Source organism: Bradyrhizobium sp. (assembly GCF_049798375.1).
Taxonomy (GTDB): domain Bacteria; phylum Pseudomonadota; class Alphaproteobacteria; order Rhizobiales; family Xanthobacteraceae; genus Bradyrhizobium.
In genome coordinates, this window is sequence record NZ_JBARGP010000289.1 from 1 (window position 1) to 3127 (window position 3127).

Annotated in this window: 4 protein-coding genes; all 4 read right to left on the minus strand. The window is 65.4% G+C overall.

Going from position 1 to position 3127, the window contains the following annotated elements; all coding sequences use genetic code 11:
* Nucleotides 1-644 (minus strand): phosphonate C-P lyase system protein PhnL (gene phnL / locus WA702_RS12430; protein WP_425110823.1); only part of this gene is annotated, 644 nt, incomplete at its 3' end.
* 10 nt (nt 645-654) lie between these two features.
* A complete protein-coding gene (phnK, locus tag WA702_RS12435; RefSeq protein WP_425110824.1) occupies nt 655-1449 on the minus strand; it encodes a phosphonate C-P lyase system protein PhnK in 795 nt (264 codons plus the stop codon).
* Nucleotides 1449-2327 (minus strand): alpha-D-ribose 1-methylphosphonate 5-phosphate C-P-lyase PhnJ, encoded by an 879-nt coding sequence (locus WA702_RS12440; protein WP_425110825.1) that lies wholly within the window; start codon nt 2325-2327, stop codon nt 1449-1451. The genes phnK and WA702_RS12440 overlap by 1 nt, the downstream gene beginning before the upstream one ends.
* On the minus strand, nt 2324-3127 hold an 804-nt coding region (locus tag WA702_RS12445; RefSeq protein WP_425110826.1), incomplete at its 5' end, for a carbon-phosphorus lyase complex subunit PhnI. The genes WA702_RS12440 and WA702_RS12445, both read right to left, overlap by 4 nt.

Here is a 3127-nt window from a genome sequence, read left to right on the forward strand (position 1 = left end):
CGGATCTCGTCATCATGCACGATCGCCAGCATCGCCACGCCCGCGCGCTTCTTGGCGTCGATCAGGTCGACCACGACGGCGCGGTTGGCCGCATCGAGCGATGCCGTCGGCTCGTCAAGCAACAGGATTGGCAGATTGGAGATGAAGCCACGGGCGATGTTGACGCGCTGCTGCTCGCCGCCGGAGAAGGTCGAGGGCGGCAACGCCCACAGCCGCTCCGGAATGTTGAGACGGCGCAACAGCGCCCCGGCCTGCCTCCGTGCCTCTTCCCGCGACACGCCGGCCGCAAGCAGCGGCTCGGCTACCACATCCAGCGCCGCGACACGCGGCACCGCGCGCAGAAACTGGCTGACATAGCCGATCGTGTCACGCCGCGCATTCAGCACGGTGCGCGGTTCGGCTGTCGCCAGATCGAGGATCGCGCCCTGGTGCCGCACGCCGATCTGGCCGCCGTCGCAGCGATAGTTGCCGAAAATCATTTTTAGGATCGACGACTTGCCCGCGCCCGACGGTCCGGACAGCACCACGCACTCGCCAGAGTTCACCTGGAACGACACGCCACGTACCACCGGCAGCTTGACGCCGCCCTGCAGATGCATGGTGAAGGTCTTTTCCGCCTTCTCGATCTCGATCATCACGGTCATTGGCGCACTCTCATGGGGGCAGGATCGAGGAAACCAGCAGCTGGGTGTAGGGCTCGCGCGGATCGTCCAGCACCTGGTCGGTCAGCCCGGTCTCGATCACCCGACCCTGCTTCATCACCATCACCCGGTGCGACAACAGCCGTGCCACTGCCAGATCATGCGTGACGACGATTGCGGCGAGCCCGAGCTCGTTGACGAGGCTGCGCATCAAATCGAGCAGCCGCGCCTGAACGGAGACATCGAGGCCGCCGGTCGGCTCATCCATGAACACGAGCCGCGGCTCGGTGACCAGATTGCGCGCGATCTGGAGGCGCTGGCGCATGCCGCCGGAATAGGTCCGCGGCGCATCGTCGATGCGATCGACATCGATCTCCACCCGCTGCAGCCAGGACGATGCGGTCTGCCGGATACTGCCGTAGTTGTTCCAGCCGACCGCCATCAGCCGCTCGCCGACATTGGCGCCAGCCGAAACGGCCATGCGCAGGCCCTGCGCCGGATCCTGGTGCACATAGCCCCAATCGGTGCGGAACAGGAAGCGCCGCTCGGCCTCGCCGAGATCAGCAAGGTCCAGCAGCACGCCATCGCGCATCCGATACGAGACGCGGCCGCTGCTCGCGGCAAGCTGCGCCGACAGCAGCTGCAGCAGCGTTGACTTGCCCGAGCCGGACTCGCCGACGATCGCCAGCACCTCGCCAGGAAAAAGCGAAAACGAGATGTCGCGGCAAGCGGCGAGCCGGCCATAGCTCTTGGCCAGCCCCTCCGCCACCAGCAGCGGCTGGTCGGCTCCATTCTGCGTCGCGGCCATTACGCGGCTCCCTTGTAAGGTGCGGCGTTGATGCTGCCGTGATGGCCCTCGGCCTGCCGTCCTTCGCAAAAATCGGTGTCGGAGCAGACGAACATGCGGCTGCCCTTGTCGTCGGTGACGATCTCGTCGAGATACGAGTCTTCGGCCCCGCACAGCGCGCAGGGCGCGTCGAACTTGTAGCGCGTGAAGGGATGGTCCTCGAAGTCGAGCGATACTACCGACGTATAGGGCGGGATCGCATAAATCCGCTTTTCGCGGCCGGCGCCGAACAGCTGCAGCGCCGCGCAATTGTCCATCTTCGGATTGTCGAATTTCGGCGTCGGCGAGGGGTCCATCACGTAGCGCGCATTGACCTTGACCGGATAGGCGTAAGCCGTCGCGATGTGACCGAAGCGCGCGATGTCCTCGTACAGTTTCACATGCATCAGCCCGTATTCGGCCAGCGCATGCATGCGGCGCGTCTCGGTCTCGCGCGGCTCCAGGAAGCGCAGCGGCTCCGGGATCGGCACCTGATAGACCAGCACCTGGCCGGCGCGCAGGGGCGCCTCCGGAATACGGTGACGGGTCTGGATTACGGTCGCCGCTTCCGTCGCTGTCGTCGTCGCGACGCCCGCCGTCTTGGCAAAGAATTTACGGATTGAGATCGCGTTGGTGGTGTCGTCCGATCCCTGGTCGATCACCTTCAGCACGTCGTCAGGCCCGAGGATCGCAGCCGTCACCTGCACGCCGCCGGTGCCCCAGCCGTAAGGCATCGGCATCTCACGGCTGGCGAACGGCACCTGATAGCCGGGAATCGCGATCGCCTTCAGGATCGCGCGGCGGATCATGCGCTTGGTCTGTTCGTCGAGATAGGCGAAGTTGTACGTGGGCGCGTTCATTCCGCGGCCGCCTTCAGCGATGCCGGGCTATTCGTGAACTCGGCCCGGAGCTTGCGCAACAGCCCGAGCTCAGACTGGAAGTCGACATAATGCGGCAGCTTCAAGTGCTCGACGAAGCCGGTCGCCTGCACATTGTCGGAATGCGACATCACGAATTCCTCGTCCTGCGCCGGCGCGTTGACGTCCTCGCCGAGCTCACGCGCCCGCAGCGCGCGGTCGACCAGCGCCATCGACATGGTCTTGCGCTCGCTCTGCCCGAACGCCAGCCCATAGCCGCGCGTAAAACACGGCGCTTCCGTCGCCGAGCCCTTGAACTGATTGACCATCTGGCATTCGGTGAGCTCGATCGACCCGAGCGGCACTGCGAAGCCGACCTCTTCGGCAAAGAATTCGACTTCAACCTCGCCGAACCGGATCTCGCCCGCAAAGGGATGGTTGCGTCCGTAGCCGCGCTGGGTCGAATAGCCGAGCGCCAGCAGAAAGCCTTCATCGCCGCGCGCGAGATTTTGCAGCCGCAGGTCGCGCTCCGCCGGAAAGCTCAGCGGCTCGCGGGTGAGGTCGCCGACCGGCGCATCGCCATCGACTTGCGGCGACGTCTCGATCAGGCCATCGCGCCCGAGGATGTCGGTCACGCGCGGCATCGCAGTCTCCGGCACCTCGCTTGTCGCCGGCGGCTCCGGCTCGAAACCTTCCGCGAGCTGCGGGTCGAGCAAACGATGCGTATAGTCGAAGGTGGGCCCGAGCACCTGACCGCCCGGAATGTCCTTGAACACGGCCGAGATGCGCCGCTGCACCTGCAT

Coding starts and splice junctions, on each gene's coding strand:
- phnK (WP_425110824.1), bottom strand. CDS start 1,449: ATGGCCGCGACGCAGAATGGAGCCGACCAGCCGCTGCTGGTGGCGGAG.
- WA702_RS12440 (WP_425110825.1), bottom strand. CDS start 2,327: ATGAACGCGCCCACGTACAACTTCGCCTATCTCGACGAACAGACCAAG.